General features: G+C 45.7%; 17 protein-coding genes and 1 other RNA gene. 10 read left to right on the top strand and 8 right to left on the bottom strand.

The genetic code is table 11. The features are described from left to right. Positions 1-217: 217 nt before the first annotated feature. Positions 218-2,506, top strand: a complete 2,289-nt coding sequence (locus HRU69_13495; GenBank protein ID QOI98935.1) for a transketolase — start codon at positions 218-220, stop codon at positions 2,504-2,506. On the opposite strand, the gene HRU69_13490 is transcribed toward HRU69_13495, so the two are convergent. Next, positions 2,503-3,369, bottom strand: a complete 867-nt coding sequence (locus HRU69_13490) for a hypothetical protein (protein ID QOI98442.1) — start codon at positions 3,367-3,369, stop codon at positions 2,503-2,505. The two genes, HRU69_13495 and HRU69_13490, sit on opposite strands and share 4 nt — an antisense overlap. 31 nt (positions 3,370-3,400) lie before the next feature. Between HRU69_13490 and HRU69_13485 the strand changes: the two genes are divergently transcribed. After that, positions 3,401-4,393: an acyl transferase gene (locus HRU69_13485; protein QOI98441.1), complete on the top strand. Its 993-nt coding sequence runs from the start codon at positions 3,401-3,403 to the stop codon at positions 4,391-4,393. 218 nt (positions 4,394-4,611) lie between these two features. Here HRU69_13485 and HRU69_13480 read toward each other — a convergent pair whose 3' ends face one another. The 5 genes from HRU69_13480 to HRU69_13460 all read right to left on the bottom strand — a co-directional run bounded on the left by HRU69_13480 (position 4,612) and on the right by HRU69_13460 (position 12,112). Next, a complete protein-coding gene (locus HRU69_13480) occupies positions 4,612-5,766 on the bottom strand; it encodes a sigma-54-dependent Fis family transcriptional regulator (protein QOI98440.1) in 1,155 nt (384 codons plus the stop codon). Between the two features lie 49 nt (positions 5,767-5,815). Then, an RNA gene (gene rnpB, locus HRU69_13475) (RNase P RNA component class A) lies at positions 5,816-6,210 on the bottom strand. A 32-nt stretch (positions 6,211-6,242) separates the two neighbouring features. Continuing rightward, entirely contained in the window at positions 6,243-6,641 is a 399-nt protein-coding gene (locus HRU69_13470; protein ID QOI98439.1) for a hypothetical protein, read from the bottom strand. Between the two features lie 46 nt (positions 6,642-6,687). Further along, positions 6,688-7,560, bottom strand: a complete 873-nt coding sequence (locus tag HRU69_13465) for a DUF2279 domain-containing protein (GenBank protein ID QOI98438.1) — start codon at positions 7,558-7,560, stop codon at positions 6,688-6,690. Further along, positions 7,547-12,112, bottom strand: coding sequence for a translocation/assembly module TamB (locus HRU69_13460; GenBank protein ID QOI98437.1), 4,566 nt, complete (start codon positions 12,110-12,112; stop codon positions 7,547-7,549). Before HRU69_13460 ends, HRU69_13465 begins: the two co-directional genes overlap by 14 nt. A 10-nt stretch (positions 12,113-12,122) precedes the next feature. Here HRU69_13460 and tsaD point away from each other — a divergent pair, with 10 nt between their 5' ends. Genes tsaD through HRU69_13435 form a run of 5 tightly spaced genes read left to right on the top strand, consistent with a single transcriptional unit; the run spans position 12,123 to position 15,345 of the window. Next, a complete protein-coding gene (gene tsaD / locus HRU69_13455) occupies positions 12,123-13,133 on the top strand; it encodes a tRNA (adenosine(37)-N6)-threonylcarbamoyltransferase complex transferase subunit TsaD (protein QOI98934.1) in 1,011 nt (336 codons plus the stop codon). After that, entirely contained in the window at positions 13,134-13,523 is a 390-nt protein-coding gene (locus tag HRU69_13450) for a hypothetical protein (protein ID QOI98436.1), read from the top strand. Between the two features lie 10 nt (positions 13,524-13,533). Next, the gene (gene smpB, locus HRU69_13445) at positions 13,534-13,989 is read left to right on the top strand and encodes an SsrA-binding protein SmpB (GenBank protein QOI98435.1); all 456 of its coding nucleotides are present in this window, start codon (positions 13,534-13,536) and stop codon (positions 13,987-13,989) included. Between the two features lie 3 nt (positions 13,990-13,992). Beyond that, complete coding sequence (locus HRU69_13440; protein QOI98434.1) at positions 13,993-14,793, top strand: C40 family peptidase; 801 nt, start codon at positions 13,993-13,995, stop codon at positions 14,791-14,793. A gap of 57 nt (positions 14,794-14,850) precedes the next feature. Continuing rightward, positions 14,851-15,345 (top strand): HNH endonuclease, encoded by a 495-nt coding sequence (locus HRU69_13435; GenBank protein QOI98433.1) that lies wholly within the window; start codon positions 14,851-14,853, stop codon positions 15,343-15,345. A 4-nt stretch (positions 15,346-15,349) separates the two neighbouring features. Here HRU69_13435 and HRU69_13430 read toward each other — a convergent pair whose 3' ends face one another. After that, a complete protein-coding gene (locus HRU69_13430; GenBank protein ID QOI98432.1) occupies positions 15,350-16,105 on the bottom strand; it encodes a tetratricopeptide repeat protein in 756 nt (251 codons plus the stop codon). Between the two features lie 20 nt (positions 16,106-16,125). Continuing rightward, positions 16,126-16,713 (bottom strand): sigma-70 family RNA polymerase sigma factor, encoded by a 588-nt coding sequence (locus HRU69_13425; protein QOI98431.1) that lies wholly within the window; start codon positions 16,711-16,713, stop codon positions 16,126-16,128. A 133-nt stretch (positions 16,714-16,846) separates the two neighbouring features. Here HRU69_13425 and HRU69_13420 point away from each other — a divergent pair, with 133 nt between their 5' ends. The 3 genes from HRU69_13420 (at position 16,847) to HRU69_13410 (ending at position 19,740) form a co-directional block, all read left to right on the top strand. Continuing rightward, positions 16,847-17,068, top strand: a complete 222-nt coding sequence (locus HRU69_13420; GenBank protein ID QOI98430.1) for a hypothetical protein — start codon at positions 16,847-16,849, stop codon at positions 17,066-17,068. 159 nt (positions 17,069-17,227) lie between these two features. Next, entirely contained in the window at positions 17,228-17,965 is a 738-nt protein-coding gene (locus HRU69_13415; protein ID QOI98429.1) for a hypothetical protein, read from the top strand. Positions 17,966-17,991: 26 nt separating this feature from the next. Continuing rightward, a complete protein-coding gene (locus HRU69_13410) occupies positions 17,992-19,740 on the top strand; it encodes a carboxypeptidase regulatory-like domain-containing protein (protein QOI98428.1) in 1,749 nt (582 codons plus the stop codon). Positions 19,741-19,878 lie beyond the last annotated feature (138 nt).

Genomic DNA, 19,878 nt, shown 5'->3' with positions numbered 1-19,878 from the left:
TGTTTAAGCGGCAGCAAAGATAACCGTCATCGGGCAATTCACAATTGTCATTTGCCTGCCTATTGGCTATTTTTGAGCCTGATCAGTCCAAACGGTGAGCATTATAAAAGAATCTAAAATTAAATATTCACAAGCCCGTGTAAAGGAAATTCTGGCCGATTACCGCCTGGCTTGCGAGAGTCGTGAAGCAAGTCTGATTGGTCGCAAAGAGGTTTTTATGGGTAAGGCCAAGTTTGGCATTTTTGGTGACGGCAAGGAGGTTGCCCAACTGGCCATGGCTAAAGTATTTCGCCCCGGTGATTTCCGTGCGGGGTACTATCGCGACCAAACCTTTATGTTCGCTATAGGTGAACTTACCCTGCAGCAATACTTTGCACAGCTGTATGCACATACCGATGTGGAGGCCGAACCTGCTTCAGCAGGCCGGTTGATGAATGGCCACTTTGCTACGCGGATGCTTGATGAGCAGGGAGAGTTAAAGGATTTGACAAAGCTGAAAAACAGCAGTGCCGATATAAGCCCTACAGCCGGCCAGATGCCCCGCCTCTTGGGGATGGCTTATGCCTCGAAGTTGTTCCGCAATCTCCCGGAACTTAAGCAATTTACTACCTTATCTAATAATGGCAGCGAGATTGCGTTCGGAACAATTGGTAATGCGTCCACATCCGAAGGCATGTTCTTTGAAGCATTAAATGCTGCGGGAGTTTTACAGGTGCCCATGCTCGTGTCGGTATGGGATGATAATTATGGAATCTCAGTACCTCAGGAATACCACACTACCAAGGGTAGCATTTCAAAATTAATGGCCGGTCTTCAGCGAACAGCAACGGAGAAGGGCTTTGAAATTATGACTGTAAAAGGTTGGGATTATCCTGCATTGATAACCACCTACCAGCGTGCTGCAAGTATTTGCCGTGAAGAACACGTGCCGGTACTGGTTCATGTTGAAGAAATGACACAACCCCAGGGGCACTCCACCAGTGGTTCGCACGAACGGTACAAATCGGCCGAACGGCTGGAATGGGAGGCCGCCTACGATTGCATACGCAAAATGCGTGAGTGGATTGTTGAAGAAGTACTGGTGTTACCCGAAGAACTGGATGCCATAGAAGCAGAGGCAAAACAAACAGCCAGGGTGGCGAAGGAAAAAGCCTGGAAAGCCTTTAATCAGGATATTCAGACTGACCAGAAAAGACTGACCACTATTTTGGGTAACATTATCAGTCAAGGTACAGGTGTCGATCAGGAGATAGCTCAGTTAAAGGAGCAACTGGAAAAAGCCATTAACCCTACAAAACTTGATTCAATGCGTACAGCGCGCAAGGTACTGCGCATGCTCCGTACGGAAGGACCTGCACGAGATGAATTGGTTACGTGGGTTAACCAGGCATTTGAAAAGGCTACCGATCAATACAGTTCTCACTTGTATAGTCAATCGGCAAAGTCGGCATTGAAGGTTGCCGAAATCAAGCCCGTATATTCTGAAAAATCACCGGAAGTAGATGGACGCGAAGTTGTTCGTGCCTGCTTTGAAGCCGCTTTAAGCCGCGATCCGCGGGTGTTTGCTATCGGAGAAGATGTTGGCAAGATTGGTGATGTGAACCAAGGCTTTGCGGGCCTTCAGGAAAAGTTTGGAGTGTTACGGGTAACGGATACCGGCATCCGCGAATGTACCATTGTTGGCCAGGGCATTGGTGCGGCCCTTCGGGGCTTACGGCCCATAACGGAAATACAATACCTCGATTACCTGCTGTATGCACTACAGATACTGAGTGATGACCTGGCCTGTTTACAATACCGTACCAAAGGTGGGCAGAAGGCGCCCCTTATTATTCGCACACGCGGCCACCGGCTTGAAGGTGTGTGGCACTCCGGCTCACCCATCGGGATGATTTTACATAGCCTGCGGGGTATTTACGTGCTGGTTCCCCGGAATATGACGCAGGCTGCCGGTTTTTACAATACCATGCTGCAATCGGATGATCCGGCTCTTATTATAGAATGCCTCAATGGTTACCGCTTGAAAGAACAACTGCCGGAAAATATCGGTGAATTTACTGTACCACTCGGTATGCCTGAATTGTTACGCGAGGGCAGCGATGTAACCATTGTTACATATGGCTCCATGTGCCGCATTGTACTGGAGGCAGCCGATGAACTGGCGGATTTGGGCATTTCGTGTGAAGTAATTGATGCGCAAACGCTGCTCCCGTTTGATAGTAACCACACTATAGTTGAATCCATAAAAAAAACAAGCCGTGTTGTGTTTGCCGATGAGGATGTGCCCGGTGGAGCAACTGCCTATATGATGCAGCAGGTGCTTGAAGGGCAGGATGGCTACAGGTACCTTGATTCCCGCCCCGTGACTATCACAGCTAAAGAACACCGGCCGGCCTATTCATCGGATGGTGATTACTTCTCCAAGCCAAACAAGGATGATGTAGTGGAAAAAGTGTATGCGCTGATGCAAGAAGCCGAGCCTAACCGGTTTAGTTCGTTATACTAGTTAACCCGTTTCTGATCCAGTGTAAATTCATCCGATCGTATTGAATCTGATTTCAATGATCGGTCTGATATAATAATATCCAGGGCAAGCGTCTTAACGCTGAACAAAGAGAGAAAACCCAGCGACTGCATGTTGTATTTGATTGTTCCTTCAAGAGGGTTGTTGCTGTCGGAGAGTATAGGAAGGCGCCCGTTGAACGTAGAGCAGAATTCATCTTCCCAACTAAACTCCTGAAGCACTCCGTTAATTTTCTGGTAAAAGCGCACACGAATATTGAAATAATTTCGATTGGTGTCGAAATACAGCGTATCTTGAATTAGTACTGCCCCTGATCCGCTCGTGGCTACAACATTGTACGTGGTATCAATGCTGCTCAATAATTCAGGGGGAATAATCAGGTATGATACAATGTAGTCCTGGCATGCCAGTTTGGATGGATCCAGCGGAGGTAAAAATCCATAACCGGGTTTGGAACGCGTACGGTTCGTAACAAGTTTACCCGCAGGCCCTGATGCCTTTAGCAGAGAAACCTTTTGAGGAATGGGGGAAGGGGCGGTAATCTGCACCTCTTCAGTAGCTACCGGGCGGATGCCCCCGTCTGCAGTTTCGAGAAAATACGTGTACGGATGATATGGATCGCTGAAATGTTGGAGGTTGTTCTTATTAAAGCCAAGGTCGCCATCACCGTCTTTAAAATCGATATATAGTATGAGGGTATCCGCTTCCTCAAAGGCGGGCGTAACTTTAAACTCAATTTTATTGAGCGATATTTCGGGGCCATCACTAAATTCCGGTGGCTCAAAGCAGGAACTGATACCTAAAAGCAAAAGGCAGAATAAACCAAAACTCTTACTTACCTTCATAGTCTGACACACCTTTATCGCTTATCAACACTTGGAAAAGCCTAATAGTTTTCAATCTCAAATATACACAGTTAACGAAGCAACTTTCGGAAATATTGCACTTTCTGTGTTCCGTTACCAGGCATTATATAACCCTGTTTACAGTGAATATATTAAAGCCCTTGGCATAAAATTACAGGAAGTAAATGCTGTCCATGAAATCCCTTTTCTGCCAATCGATTTTTTTAAGACCCATCCGGTGAAAACCGGTAACTGGAATGAGGAAACAATTTTTACCAGCAGTGGTACAACCGGAACGGCTGCCAGCAGTCACCATATTTGCGATGCTTCTTTCTACCACAATAACGCCCGTTTGTGTTTTGAGTATTTTTTCGGGTCTTTAACCGACCATTACTTTCTGGCCTTGCTGCCCTCGTATCTGGAGCGCTCAAATTCATCGCTGGTGTCTATGATTCGGTATTTTATTGAATTATCCGGCCTTCAGGGTTCCGGTTTTTACCTGAACAACTTTACTCAGTTAGTGGATGATGTAATGAAATTGCAGGATGAAGGTAAGCGCAAAATTGTGGTATGGGGTGTTTCCTTTGCTTTGCTGGACCTGGCTGAAAAGGTAGCGCCTGATTTTAGTAATTGCCTTGTTTTTGAAACCGGTGGAATGAAGGGCAGGCGAAGGGAAATAACCCGCGAGGAACTTCACCAGGCTTTAAAGCAGGGATTGCACGTGGAGCGGATTTTTTCAGAATACGGAATGACCGAATTGCTGTCGCAGGCTTATACCGGAGGAGGTGCCCGGTTTAAATGCCCGCCCTGGATGCGGGTTATGGCAAGGGATATGACCGACCCGCTGCAGGTAGGCCAGCAAAACAAAACCGGTGGCCTTAACGTTATTGACCTGGCTAATATTCACACGGCAGCGTTTATTGAAACCGCTGATATGGGTATTGTATTTGAGGATGGTTCATTTGAGGTGCTGGGCCGCCTGGATAATGCTGAAATACGGGGCTGTAACCTGCTGGTTGAATAGCCGGATTTTACGATTAACGGTAAAAAAGTACGTTGAATTTGTTTTGTTGCCGAACTGTTCTATTTTTGTTTCAATCAAAAGCCACGTTGAATGAAAAAGCTTGTTATTTTCCTCCTTTTGGCCGGTTTTATCTCTGCCTGCAGCCAATACACCTGTCCTACGTACAGCAAGAAAGACGTTCCTGCCCGTCCATCGACTGAAAAGCGAATCTAATTTCCTTACAGGAAATCATCTACATCTTTCGAGGTAATTTCCTCTCCTGACATAATCACGAGTCGCTCAATAACATTACGTAACTCTCTAACATTTCCGGTCCAACCATAGTTTTTTAAGGCTTTTAATGCTTCCTGGCTAATTCGTTTCTTTTTATTACCGTGCTCATCGGCTATGTCTGTCAGAAACTTATCTGCTAAAAGCGGGATATCCTCCTTCCGGTCGGCCAGGGCGGGTACTTTAATCACAATTACGCTTAACCGGTGATACAGGTCTTCCCTGAACCGGTTTTCGGTAATCTCTTTTTTCAGGTCTTTATTGGTGGCAGCAATAATCCGCACATTTACGGTAATCTCTTTTTCGCCACCCACCCGGGTAATTTTATTTTCTTGCAAGGCTCTAAGCACTTTGGCCTGAGCTGATAGACTCATATCCCCGATTTCGTCAAGAAACAAGGTGCCTCCTTCGGCCTGTTCAAATTTGCCGATACGCTGTTTAATGGCTGAGGTAAATGATCCTTTTTCGTGGCCAAATAATTCGCTTTCTATCAGTTCAGATGGGATGGCCGCACAGTTTACTTCTACCAGGGGCATATCGGCACGCCTGCTTTGTTGGTGGATCTGACGGGCCACTAATTCTTTACCCGAACCATTAGGACCAGTAATTAGTACACGGGCTTCGGTGGGGGCAACCTTTTCAATCATCGCCTTTACCTGCCGGATGGCCTCGGATTCTCCAATGATTGCACAGTCTTTGTTGATTTTCTTCTTCAACACCCGGTTCTCTTCTCTTAAACTGTTTCGTTCAAGCACATTCCGAAGATGAATCAGAATAGTTTCAATACTTTCAAAAGGTTTTTGAATAAAGAAGTACGCGCCACGCCTGATGCTATCAAGTGCTGTTTCTTTTGTGCCGTGTGCCGAAATCATAATGAAAGCCGTAGGTAGGCCTGCTTTTTTTACGCGTTCTAAAACCTCAATACCATCTAGCTTAGGCATTTTTACATCACAAAAGGCAACAGCAATTTCGTGCTGCTCCAGTACTTTTAGTGCTTCTTCACCATCTTTGGCTTCCAGTACCTCGTGCCCTTCGTGCTCCAGTATTTCGCGAAGGGAGGCGCGGATAGCCGGCATGTCGTCAACAATCAGAATTTTAGCCATAGGGTATAAATTCATTTAAAAATAAACCTTCCGGTTGTTTCCGGAAGGTTTATAGCGCAAGCCTGTAAGCCGGGTTCTGTCCTCCGCAACATGCGGATGGCTTACCATTTATCTGGTCCCGCTCTTGCGCGCGGGATCAATCGGTCTACCCATCCGGCATCCGAGGCAAGTCGGAGTTGAATCAGGAAATTCAAAGCCGGGATTTATTTGACCTTTCAACGCATAAGGTTTTCCGTGCCCCCGATGTTCACCACCGGGGCGGTGGGCTCTTACCCCGCCTTTTCACTATCACCCTGACGGTAACCGTCAGGGCTACCTTTTTTCTGTGGCACTATCTGTATTTGGCGCTTTCCGCCAAACCCCCCGGCTTTCCCGGGGTATGCTTCCTGAAGTTGCCCGGACTTTCCTCCCTGCCACAGGCAGGGCGGTAAGCCGGCTTGCTCATGCAAAAATAACGAAATGGTGGTTAGTATGGTTTAGTGTATGTCTTTACCGGTAAACTTCAATTCGTAATGATCGGCAAGTTGAGCCACTTCCTGAACCATGTATCTAACGTCATCAGCGGTTGTTGTATCGACAAGGCTCGAGGCTACAACCTTAATCTGGCCCTCATCTATAATAAACTTGCTGTAATCAAAATGGCCATTCTGAACAAGTAAATCGTAGGCATCAATTGACGCATTGTATTCAGTAACCTTTGAGATGAATACAGCCCGCTCTTTGCCTGACGTTTTACTCTTTTCAATAACCACCAGTACTGTTTGAAAGCGCCCGTTGTTCAGGGGCACAACGATAATACCTTTGGTGTGATCATAATCGGTAAATGTGCCGCCAATCTGGTCGGCATATTGTTTAACAGCCTGAAGGATGCTCATAACAAGAAGGTTTAATGGGTTGGAAGGTAGAAAAAAAGTACAATTTTCAGAATTGAAAAAGGCGAAAGCTGGTTCCATTTTTTGAAAACTGAAAGGCCGGAGCCGGCAGCCTGACCATATTAACAAGGAATAGGATGGTGTTAAAAACTTTTGATTTTGTTCTGATGTGTGAAAGGTCGAAATCAAGGCCAACATAATACTGGCGAAAGGCATTGTAGCCGGCAGCCTGGTTGTCATGATCACGGGCATATACCATTTCGTGGGCACCATACCCAAAAGCAAGGTTGAGCCATTTTGGAAAATGAAGGAATTTATCAAGGTTAACCGAGAGCCAGTAAGTTTGCCCGTTATAATCTTTAATGATTTCGCTGGGCATTCCCGTACCCAGGGTTCCGTCTGTACGAAGGGCGGGGTAGCCGGTACGTTGGAAGGAAAACTTGGGTTGGATTCGTATCTCATTCCAAATTAATGATTGTCCCAGAAAGAAGGCAGACCCTGCGGCATTGGCCAATAAGTCGCCACCGGATGCGCCATAATCGGCTGAAAATCCATCCAGTATTTCAATGGGCAGCAGGATGAGAAATCCGGTAACCGATCCCCAAAGGTTGGCTTTATGCTTTTCTATGTTACTCCATTGCAATGTTGCCGAAGTGGCTGAACTGAAATGGAAGGCGGCAAAAAAATGCCCCACCTTATCCACCTGCTTCCATTCTTTATTATCATTAAAGAACCGGAAGGATTGCCTTTCGCTTTGGGCGTACCAGAGCTGGTTTAGCCCGATGAGTGTGGCTGTATAACCTGCACCACCCGCAATGAGTACCGTATAAAGTCGTTTTTGGTTAATTACGGTTGTCGAATCCTGGGCATATACCGGTAATAATGAAAGCCAGGTAAAAACAAAAAAATTAGTTGCCTTCATTTTCTTTAGCCGGTTCATCGATGGTGTCTTCTTCCGGTTTGCGTAAGTTCCTGTTTCGGCTGGCTTTCAGCAGGTCTTTTAATTCATTAAAACTGCGGGTGTACATCAGGCTCACACCGGTGGTAAGGGTAGTTTGGTTGGCTGTATTGGTAGCGAGTTGGTTTACATTGGTACGGCTAAACATTTTTACCTTGAATGTTCCATCGGGCGTAAGCAGGTAATCCACAGTCCAGTCACCGGCAACGGGCGCTGCATTACTCTGCTGATTGCCGGAGGTGGTTGAACCGGGTTGGTTGTTAAAGGTGCCGTCACCGGTTACCCGAAGCCTCCCGTTGAGAAAGGTGTATGATAACCGGAGTTGAAAGGTGTTAAAGGTTTCCTGATCCATGGTGCCCAGGTCAACATCAATAACCAGATTTTCATCCACCTGGCTCATCCAGTAGCTTAATTGGTTGGAGAGTAGTTCGCTTACACTGTTGGCAACTGATCCGCTCATGCTGATAGAGGATTCCAGGGGCGAAAACCTTCTCAGAATAATCAGGCTGAATACCTGCTTCTTTAATTCCTGTTCGTCCATCTTGCTTTTGAACGAGTAGAATTCCAGATCCAACGCTACCGGAGGCCGGCCATCAACGGGTATGGATTTTGGAAGGTCTTTCGCATCAATATCAAATGTAATTTGCGGTGCCAGCATGGGTCCCTCCAGTTTCAATAATACCTGAACAGGATATTTGCGCTTGATTTGTGTGACTTCGCTAAGTGTTGGATCTGACAGTATAGGGGCAAGCGAAGCCAATTGGTTATAGGCTGCATCAATGTTGAGAACGGCCTGGTAGGGATCGCCATACCAGGTGATGCGGCTGCCTGGTTTAACCTGAAATTCCTTGTTAATGATGTCGTAGAGTGTAAAGTTATACCAGCCTTCAGTAAACTCAAGAGGGCCAAACATGTTGAATTCGCCCTGGGTATCGAGTTGCAGTTTAAGTTTGCCGGTACCGCGGCCGCGTATGATGTCTCCGGCCTTTAGATCGAAAATGATTTCGCAGTAGGCATCCGGGGTAACATCAATATTGAAATCAATTGTTAAACCGGTCAGGTTTATCCGCTTGTCGATTTCTTTTTGCTGGTTCACCAGGTAGGTTGAGTCAGTAAAGCTAACAAAGGTGATAAAGTCTTTTTGTTCAGTAGTTGTCATTCCGCTAACAGGAATAAACAGCTTTGTGTTTTTTCGGGTGGTGGCATTGGCGGTTATTTTAAGGTTATTAACCGGGCCGGTAATGCTAACATCGCCCGTTGCATAGGCCTGGCCATAAAACAGGGTATTGTCCTGGGCGGTGGTATTTAATACCTGGAAGTCGGTAAATTTTGCCACCAGGTTTACTTCCATGTTTCCGAAATTATAATGTGTAATCGTGCCCTGCAGTTCTCCGCGATTACGAAATGCATCGGTAAGATTAACCTCCTCAAAATAAATGGATGATGGGGTTAGCCCGATAAGGCCATTAAATTGGTAGGCTGTGTTCAGGTAATTGATTACCAGTCCACCGTTTTCTACACGACCTGAACCGTTAAGTTTCGGATCGGATACTGTTCCGGTAACGGAGTAATTTCCGGTAATTGTTCCCTCAAATTTGCTGAACAATTCGTCTAAAAAAGGTTCAAAAATTTTCAGGTTAGCCTGTTTTAATCGGGCAGTTACGTTAAGCGGGCTGCTTGTTTCGGCCGGATTATAGTGGCCGTCACAATTTACAATGCGGTTACCCAGGCGGTCGATGAAAAAATTAAGATTAAAAAGATTAACCTCCGGATCCCACAGGTTATTCCCGGTGATATCACCAATAAGAAAACCATCAACGATAAGTTCTCGGATGGTTAGTTTGTTCTGAATAGTGGGCTGGCCGTAGTAGTTGGTAAGTATAACCGTGGCATTGGTTATTCCCTGAATTTTGCGTGCAATCAGGGGGTTAATCGATTGCATGTCAAAATCTTTTACAAACAGGGTTAGCGTACGTGCTGAGTCAGCAGATAACTTGCCGGTCAGGCCGATGGTTTGTCGTTGGTTCGTCAGGGTTACATGCCTGAAGGCCCATTCTTTTCCTTTAATTACAATCTCGTTTGTTGGATCGAACGACCAGGTTTGTTCCAGCAGTTTAATCGCGGAGGGTCTGAAGCGGATATAGGTGCTATCGAGAAAGTTTACTGATGTATGCATAGTAACCGCAAGGGCATCTTTTTGCCGAAGGCCAAATTCAATATTAATTTCATGGCTGTCCCAGATGGCCTCCAACGTCAGGTTATCAGTTACCGTGTTACTTGCAAGTTGTTGGCTGGCCGATTGAATGTATATCATCGCCAGGGTACGGGTGCTGTCGGCAATTTTCGATGCACTTATTTCAACCTGGTTTTTAAAGAACGATTGTGATCCATAGGTTATTGAATCGAACCGGGTAAAGGCCTGTAGATTGGTGGTTTGGCCGTTTGAAAAACGTCCTTCAATGTGGGTATTTTTACTAATCGAAAGCGGGATATCAGAAAGTTCCATTACGGATTGAATATCCTTTAACTGTATCGAAAAATCAGCATGGTATTGTTTAAGCACTTGTTTCTTATTGGCATAGTATGCGGTAATGTTCTCCTGGTTGTTTTCAATGTTCAGGTAAAATTCCTTTAGTAGCCGCTGCAAATCGGTAAATAAATCAGAGAAATAGAAATTGCCCGATACTGCTGCATCCGCTACGGTTGTGTATAAATTCAATCTTCGTTGTTGTTGGTTCCGCAGGGCTTCCAGTGTAATCTGGTTAAGGTTAAGCGACTCGTCCTTATAAACCACGGTTATGTCACTGAGTGTTGCTTTACCCCGGAGGCTGTCAAGCACCAGGCCTTGCATAGCCACGTCCATTTTTGTATGTATGAATAACGGCCTGGGGGCAAGGTTGATTTTATCCAGGTTCAGTGTATCGATTACTCCGGTAAAGTCAAACCGGTTAACAGAATTGCGAAGGTCAACCGAGCCGTTAATACTCAGCTGCAGGTTCGGATCATCCACCGATAGTTTGCCTTTAAACAACTGACTGGCAAACCGGGCGTTGGTTTCGATGGCTGTATAAGTGTACCCCTTTATTCCGAGGGCTGATATGCTTCCCTTGAGCGTAAAATCAGCAGCGTTAAAAGTCAGTCCGTATCCGTCTATTTGCCCGTCCATGCTTACCAATTGAAAATTGGTTGTATCGTTCAGGTATTTTCCTAAATGAAAATCAGTTAGCGCAAGGCGGCCTCTGTACGTTGATTGATCAAAATCGCTTTCGTCTAATTTCAGGTTTATGTCGGAGTGGATGTGCCCGATGCTGCTGGCAAAATTGCCCGTAGCCACAAAGTCGGTAGGGTAACCCAGAAATTGGCCGGTAAGTTTTACGCGGCCTAAGGGTTTTAACCGTTTGGTAACTGCCTCATTCATAACAAAGCCCAGGTCGGTAAAATCAACCTGCGATTGTTGCAGCGTGAGTACAATAAACGTTTCGTTAATATCCGGCAGTCCCTCCATTTGCAGCGTTCCGTTTAGCCGGGTATTCCCGGTCTCAACGGCCATATCCGTAAAGTGGAAATCGCTGATGCTACCGGTAATGTTTCCGCTTAGCTGCAGCGGGTGGGGTAGTATTCGGGTTTCCGGAAAAAACAACGCCAGATCATTTGGATGGAGTATGGTTTTGGTGAAATGTGCGCGAATGGATACTTTGTTTACAAAGTCATCCAGGTCATCATCATCGGCAAACGTAAACACCAACGTATCAGAAATTAGGCTTTTACCGGCTTGTAAGTTCAGTCCCCTGAACTCCAGGCAATTCTCGGAATAACGAAAGAACGTTTCCAGTTGCCGGATGTTAAAATTGTTATGGGTTTCAGTTGCCTGGAATGAAGCCACATTAAATTGCACTGTATCGCCCTGCAATAAAAGTCGCTGCAGTTCAGCCTCGTGCAGGTTTACTGTAAAATGATTGTAATCGAAGCCTGACGGAACACTGTCCTGGTCGGTTGCATATGCAAAGGTTGAATGCTGCAGAATAGCTTCGCCTATGTTTATACTGCTGCTTGTTGCCGTTGATTTGCTGTCAGCGCTCCGGAGTCGTTTAGAAAACACATTGATGTTGAGGTTACGGGTTGAATCGGTTTCCTGAATGCGGGTTAAGAAAACCCTTGCGCTGTCGGCTGCCACAGCATCAATACGGATGTTCTTATCACCGAAAATCCCGTTAAATGAAAAGTTTACCTGCAGCCGGTGTGCGCCTATCATGGTGTTTCCTTCCGGGTCGACAATGGCGAAACGCTCAATCATAATCCGGTCGAACCAGTAGAATTCAACCTGGCCGACCGTAGTTTTAAAACCGGTTTTGTTCGAAACAGATGAGAGAATTCCTTTGGTAATGCGTGTTTGAACGGCCGGTATCTGCAGAAGGAAAAAGGAGGAAAGGAGGAGCAACACACTGATATAGATACCGTAAAGCGCAAGGCTTTTGAGCCAATACAATACCTGATTTTTGATAACTTGCAGTTTCATGCGTTACACTATGGGTCCCGTCATCCTTGCCATCGAATCGTCATGCGATGAAACCGCTGCTGCGGTAATTTGTAACGGCAAGGTACTTAATAATATTATTGCCTCACAGGCAGTACACCGGAAATATGGGGGTGTGGTGCCCGAGTTGGCCTCGCGGGCCCACCAGAAAAATATTATTGCTGTAGTGGAGGAGGCTGTTCAACAGGCTGGGGTTTCAATATCTTCTTTGGATGCAATTGCTTTTACCCGCGGGCCGGGCCTGATGGGCGCCTTGCTGGTGGGGGCATCGTTTGCCAAAGGAATGGCCCTTGCCCTGAATAAACCCCTTATCGAAGTAAACCACATGGAGGCACATGTGCTGGCACATTTTATTGAGGAGCCAAAGCCGGCCTTTCCCTTCCTATGCCTTACAGTTAGCGGAGGCCATACTCAACTTGTCCGGGTTACAGATTACCTGACTATGGAAATTATTGGCGAGACCCGCGATGACGCGGCCGGTGAAGCATTTGATAAAGCAGCAAAACTGATGGGCCTTCCATATCCCGGAGGTCCGCTGATTGATCAGTATGCCCGGCAAGGTAACCCAAAAGCTTTTTCATTTCCTAAAACCGATATGCCCGGACTGGATTTTTCTTTTAGTGGTATTAAAACAGCCTTCCTGTATTTTTTACGGGATCAGAAACAAACTAACCCTGATTTTATAGAAGAGAACCTGCCCGACCTATGTGCCAGCCTACAGCACCACCTGGTGGGTATGCTGCTCGACAGGCTGGAGGAAGCGGCACAACAAACCGGCATTAAAGAAATTGGAATTGCGGGTGGAGTTTCAGCAAACTCAGCATTACGGGCACAATTGCAGGAGCGTGCATCAAAACTGGGATGGAACATCTACCTGCCGGCATTTGAGTATTGTACCGATAATGCCGCCATGATTGCCATGGCAGCTCATTACAAATATCAGCAAGGCTTGTTTGCTTCGATTGATACTGTTCCGTTGGCGCGTTATCCGTTAGCACAATAGATGAAACCGGTTTTTAAAAAAGGAGATTCGAAACAATACAGTTTTGTGGTACAAACCTCGGATGTTGCTGCTTTCCACGGAAACGTAGTTCATCCGGTATGCTCAACATTTACCCTGGCCCGTGAGATTGAATGGACAACGCGGCAATTTGTTCTTGATATGCGTGATGACGATGAAGAAGGGGTGGGCACATTTTTAAGTATTGACCATAAAAGCCCGGCTTTTATTGGCGAAACTGTAGCCATAATTGCAGCGGTTGAATCCTTAAAAGCCAATGAGTTGATTTGTACCTACGAAGCCAGAGTTGGTGACCGGTTAATTGCTACCGGTAAAACGGGCCAGAAAATTTTACCAAGAAAAAAACTTGCTGCTTTGTTTAAAACGGCATGATTCATCAGCGATGAGCAAACGATTTTCAAACGATATAAATATCCGTAACCGGCAGGCCTCTTTTCAGTACGAGTTGCTCGATAAGTATGTAGCCGGAATGGTGCTGAAAGGAACGGAGATTAAGTCCATCCGAGAGGGTAAGGTAAACCTACAGGATGGGTATTGTTACTTTTCGAACGGTGAATTGTTCGCCAAGGGCATTAACATCAATCCCTATGCACAAGGCACACACTATAATCACGAGGCTCAGCGTGAACGAAAACTGCTGCTTAAAAAAAATGAACTGCGGAAGTTGGAACAGAAACAGGATAAAGGCTTAACCATTGTGCCGTTGCGTATGTTTATAAACGACAGGGGTTATGCTAAGCTGGAAATTGCCCTGGCCCGCGGAAAGAAGATGTTTGATAAGCGCGAGGCCATTAAAGAGCGCGATGCCAAACAACAACTCGAACGACTTAAACGCTAGCCTGTGAATACCACGGATACCAATTACGGAGTTTGCCGGCTCAGCCTGGTAGCGCTACGTGCCGAACCCAGCCATGGTGCAGCGCAGACCAGCCAGCTTTTGTTTGGCGAACATTATGAAGCGATAGAAGTAAGTGCGGATAACAAATGGCTCCGCATTCGAAACTATTTCGATCAGTTTGCAGGATGGCTGGATATTACGCAACATCACCCGATAACACGCGAACATTTTGATTACATCAATGGCGCTAACTTTAAAATTACCACCGATATCACGTCCAGTATTCTGTATAATAAAAGTCCGTTGCAGATATTACTGGGCAGCATTATTCCTATTTCGGGTGCTGAATTGTTTAAAATGGAGGAGCAGTTTGCCTTTAACGGTGAATCAAAAAACCTGGGGCAAAAACGCGATGTTGAATTTCTTAAAAGCATTGCTTTGAAGTATATCAATGCCCCATTTTTACCAGGAGGCCGAAACCCCTTTGGTATTGATGCTTCAGGCTTTACGCAAATGGTATTTAAGATTTGCGGCTACACCCTGAGCCGCACCACCGCAGCCCAGCAGGATAACGGCCGGCCGGTTAAAAGTTTTGGCGATTTGGCTGCCGGTGACCTTGTCTTCTTTAATAATCTGAAGGATAAAAATCTCCATGCCGGGATTTTGCTTGCCGAAGACAGGGTTATTCACGTTGCTGAAAAAGTCCGTATTGATTATTTCGATGAAGAAGGCATTCTCAATGCCGACAACCGGGTTTACACTCATTCCTTTACCCAGGCTCGCAGAATGTTGTTGCCCGAATAGTCCGGTTTAAAATTTTCCTGTATTGCTTCTGTGCGGGAATGCCTTTATCTTTCCTGTATGAATAACCGTGTTCTGGTACTTAATCAGGATTTCAGCCCGCTGATGGTGTGCTCGGTGCAGCGTGCCTTCATACTGGTTTACCTGAATAAGAGTGAACTGGTAAGGCCTGCTAACGGACATAAGCTGCACTCGGTTACCAAAAGTTTTCCCATGCCCTCGGTTATCCGGCTAAACCGGTATGTCAGCGCTCCATATAAAGGAGTAACCCTCACGCGGCAAAACATTTTTAAACGCGATAATTTTGAGTGCCAGTATTGCGGCACCAAAAAAGATTTAACGTTAGACCATTTAATTCCCAGCTCAAGAGGCGGGCAGCACACCTGGCACAACCTGGTGACTGCCTGCAAAAGTTGTAACACACGCAAAGGAGATTACACCCCCGAAGAAGCGGGTATGCCCCTGCTGCGCAAACCTCACAAACCATCCTATGCATTATTTCTCCGCGAACTTTCGGGCCACCACGGCAACGAATGGGATGAGTTTTTAGGGTAGCCTGTTAATCAAGTTTGTTCAATAATTGTTTAGCCTTTGAGGAATACGAATACTCGCTGTTGCTCAGTTCCTGGAAGATTAACTGTGCGGTTTTTGCATCGCCTTCTTTCAGGTAGCTCAGCCCCAGGTACCACTTGGCCTGGTTGTCCAGGTCGTCAAAATCATTAATGAGTTTGATAAACTGGTTACGGGCTTCGGCTGTGTTGCCCAACACCAGGTTGCAGTTGCCCAGCAGCATCAGCATGCCGGCTTCTTCTTTTTCGGCCAGCAAGTCAGTGAAAAGTGCAGCGGCTTCGGTGTAGTTGCCAGCTTCATAAGCAGCAAATGCTACCGTGCGTTTCGACTGTTGGGTTTCTCCTCGGGTTATGGGCTCAAATACGTTAGGGTATAATTTAAAATTCTCCGCGAACAATTCCTGGGGGGTGGCAGGCTTGTTCCATAATACAAAACCGATTGCAAAAAAAGCCACGGTTGCCGCAACGGCTGTAACCTGTTTCCAATTGGTTACCAGCCAAACTTGCCTGGCTTTTTTCTCAGCATGAATTTGTGGCAATGCATTCTCCAATGTGCGCAGTTGGTGCAACCTGTTTTGCAGGTAGCTGTAGCGGATACCTTTTATCAGTTGCTGGTGCTCCAGGTACATGGTTTTTAATAGGGGTTCGTTTTTAAGCCTTTCTTCCAGGTTTACTTTTTCAGCATCAGTCAGGCTCCGGTCGAGGTACCGTTGAATCAGGTCGATATCGTGTAAATTTGAGTTCATCGTGTTGTTGTTTATTGTGGTTATTCTTCAATTACAGGTTTAGGGTCGGCCGGTTGCGATGGCATGTTTCCAAATACCATCTTCCGCAACCGCTCCATACACTTATATTTTTGATTCTTTGCCGTTTCCGGGTTCTTATAACCCATAATGGCTGATATTTCTTCCATGTTTTTCCGGCCGAAATAATAGTGGCCCAGCAATTCGTGGCAGGGCTCGCCCAGTTGGTCGTAACTGTGGCTTATTATTTCCAGGTTCACCTCTTCAGCGGCCTGGCTGTCGCCATCTTCAAACAGGTAATTCTTGATGTAAAATTCGGCACCAATCACCTGGTCTCTGTGGTTGGTACGATACCGCTGCCACACCAGGTTTTTGCCGATGCCAAACAGGTACGTTTTCAGGCTACTGCGCAGTCCGTCTAACTTGCCGGCCTTGGCGTTGTCGTATAATATTATAATAGAGGCCTGGTAATATTCGCGGGCATCCTCATTTCCGCAGCGTTGTATCCGCATAATCCAATGCACAAATTCCGACCGGAAGGTTTCGTACACCATACTCAGGCCCCGCGGGTCGTCATTTTTAATCAGATTAATGAGTTCTATATCGGTCATACGCCCTTAGTGTATTAAATAGAGTTAAGTAACCCAGTTCAAGTTAAAAATTAATTAACCGATTACCGGGTGACCTTCCGGGGAATTGTACACTAACTACCGAAATCAACAACAACCCTTAAAAACGACACTCATGAAAGCAAGATTCAGAATTATCGTAGTGCTGGTCGGGCTGACCGTTGCCGTGATTACCGCAGGAGTGCCGCCTGTGAAGAAGGTAGGGGATGAACCGGTTAAACCCAATGCCTGTTATGCCGAAACCGATGTGCAGGCGCTGATGGTGCTTAACCACTGTTCGCGGGCGGAGGCCGTGGCGGTGCTGAACCTGGCCTGTGAGTATGCCATTATGAAATAACCAAAAAAGACTCTTCATAGGTTGGCTAAGCCCGGGCGCCCGGCAGATGGCCGGGGCCCGGCTTTTTGGAATGGTATGGAAGAGAAACAATAAACATAATCTACTACATAAGAAAGCTTAACAAGGATGAATAGTTGACTCATACATAAATCATAACCTATGAGACCCTCCGCAACTCCATTAGGGGTTATCCTCAGTGCTTGCCTGCTTTTGGTAACAGGCCAGTTCTGCATTGCCCAGCAGTTTACAATAAAGCGGGTAGAGCTGTTGAATCAACAGGTAATTGTTCATTTTGACTTGACCGATGATGTTAGTGGCCGTACGTATACCCTGAATGTTTATGGTTCGCATGATAACTACCTGAATCCCCTTCAGAAACTTTCAGGTGATTTTGGATTGGAGGTTAAGCCGGGTTTAAACAAGAAATTTAGTTGGGACCCCAAAGCCGAGTTGGGAGAAGATTTCAGCGGCAGTGTGGCGCTGGAAGTGCGCGGCCGCCTGTACATACCGTTTGTACGCTTTACCGGTTTTGAAGATTACCGCGTGCTGAAAAGAGGCAAACCCTACCAGCTTACCTGGAGTGGGGGCACGCAGCAAAACATTTTAAACTTCGATTTGTATAAAGGCGATAAAAAGGTTACCACCTTTTCGAATATCGCCAATGTGGGTAACTACAAGCTCACACTGCCTACCGATACCAAACCCGGCAAAGACTACCGGTTTAAAATAAGTGATACGAAAAATAAAGACGAAGTTGTTTATACGGGCAATTTTGCAGTAAAGCGCAAGACACCCTTGTTGTTAAAAGTGTTACCGGTATTGGCTTCAGGTTATTTGGTGGTGCTGCTTAGTGGTGATGATGGAAAGAAGAAGATACCTGACCCAATAAAACCCTAATTGATTAAATAGACTAACCCTCTTATATGAAACGTAAAACAATCATCGCAACCCTTCTTGTTCTCCTTATGTCCAACCTGTTGATTATCCGGTGCGATTTTTTTAAAGACAAGAATACCCAATGCTTCTCAGGCAAAGTGGTTGATGGAAAAGGGAACCCGATTCAGGGTGCCCAAATATCAATAGGCGGGCAAAAGGGAAGGAACATTGAAACGGATAAAATGGGTGAATTTAAAATTTGCTCAAAGCCAAATAAAGACCAACGATATGTGCTCAACGTTGAAAAACTTGGTTTCGGATTGGTGTCAAAAATCTATTCATCCACAACAGACGATATACTGATTGCAATGGAGCAGGCCACCGTTGTGAAGGAACTCAATCCAAATGACAACATTACGATAACTGACATTGCACCTAATACATCATCGCCCGCTCAGCCCGATTACTCACGGATTTCCAGTCCATTGGATACCATTCCTTTTGTTTACGATGCAGATGGAAAGCTGATTGCTTTTGGAGCGCCACCCGAAGTTGAGCGGACATACCAGGCAATCGATCAATTTCGGCCGCAACGCAGAGGCGCAACCGTAATGGTTGAACCGGATGCGTTGGAAGATCCAACGGCTGATCGCGAACAACGAGGTACATTTTTTCAGGCATCAAAATCATCGTTAGGCCCGGTAACCGGATCGGTAAGTACTGTTGACGTTTATTCGCCAGACGGTATGCCAGGTGATTACACTACCCGTATGCAAAATGGTGACCGTGGCTTTATGGTTACCTATGGCGCGGTAGATGTAAATTTTTACAGTAACGGAAAACCCCTGCAGTTAAAGAAGGGAAAGTTTGCCACGATTTCGATACCGGTTGATACGTTGGCGCTGCTTTATGGTGAAAAACTTCCGCCAACCATTCCGTTGTTGGTATATGACAAAGAGACCGGGCTATGGCAGCGTGATGGTAATAATGTAGGCACACTAAACAATTCAAATACAGCTTACGAAGCAAAGATTTCTCATTTCTCAGTGTTTAATATGGATGAGGAGTTTGCTTCTGGTGTGGCTGTATGTTACAAGATTTGCAGTTTTGATACAAGACCAACAGGAAGTTACCCTGGTGGTGCAAGAATTCAGATCACAGGTGATATACCAGGTCATGTTAAAGATCTACCGTTTGGTAATACTCAATGCGGTGGAGATGGTGGATGCGGCACTGGTGGTGAAGCATTTGCAATAAACAACATGAAGCCAAATACTCCGATTGGTGTAAGGCTTTTTAATGGCAATACTAATCAAATTGTTTCCAGTTATGTATTTATTACCGGTAACAGTGGTATAAATGCAATTAACTGTTCCTCTCCGGTAAACTATGCCGGGTGCGGAGGGCCTGTAAATGTTAATTGGGTCAGTATCCCTTCCTATATGAACGCGAATGGTACAATGAATAAACCCATAATAGCAATTGATAAGTCAGGCTCGGATGTAAAAATTTCATGGGTATATATTGAAGGACCACCCCCCACATACACGAATCCACCAAAGGACTATCATATTGAGTGGTCATATAACGACTTTGTAACGGTACACGGCACGTATTCATTACCAACCGGTAATACAAATCATCATAATTTTCATGTTTTGCTTTCGAGTCTAATTGCGGATGGATCAAGGCAGTATAAATTCAGGATACGTTTAGGTCCGGTGATATCGGCCGTTTACAGTGATACTACTGTAGTATGCTTTACTCCCGATACCGAGGCTCTTGATCCTTGTTAGATTGTAATTTGTTACCCCAATGAAGGTCAATGTCAGATATACTTGTTCCGGAATTGCAGCAGTTTTCATTCCGATACTTTTTGAGTTAATCTCCGCTGGATATAAACCAAATTCAAATTCGGATGTTCCGACTAGAAA

Source organism: Flammeovirgaceae bacterium (assembly GCA_015180985.1).
In the GTDB taxonomy this organism is placed as follows: domain Bacteria; phylum Bacteroidota; class Bacteroidia; order Cytophagales; family Cyclobacteriaceae; genus UBA2336.
The sequence above is the reverse complement of the archived record's forward strand: the minus strand, read 5'-3'. Positions and strand labels throughout refer to the sequence as shown.